The sequence below is a fragment of the Salmonella sp. SAL4457 genome, assembly GCF_046548235.1.
In the GTDB taxonomy this organism is placed as follows: domain Bacteria; phylum Pseudomonadota; class Gammaproteobacteria; order Enterobacterales; family Enterobacteriaceae; genus Salmonella; species Salmonella enterica.
The window spans coordinates 1-232 of the sequence record NZ_JBGDZO010001421.1 but is presented as its reverse complement, the minus strand read 5'-3'; the positions used below and the strand labels follow the sequence as shown (position 1 = coordinate 232).

Here is a 232-nt window from a genome sequence, read left to right as displayed (position 1 = left end):
CATCATGGCCCTGCCGCGTGGCTACGACAGCGTGCCGGGACGCGACCTGCAACTGTCCGGCGGCGAACTGCAACGACTGGCCCTGGCCCGTGCGCTGCTATCGCCGGCGAGCCTGTTGCTGCTCGACGAGCCAACCTCGGCGCTGGATCCGCAGACCGCCCGGCAGGTCCTGCGCAACCTGCGCGAACGCGGCGGTGGCCGGACCCGGGTGATCGTCGCCCATCGTCTGGCC

Annotated in this window: 1 protein-coding gene; it reads left to right on the top strand. The window is 72.0% G+C overall.

What is annotated here, in order from left to right:
* Positions 1-232 (top strand): ATP-binding cassette domain-containing protein (locus ACLJNW_RS28860; RefSeq protein ID WP_410962113.1); only part of this gene is annotated, 232 nt, incomplete at both ends.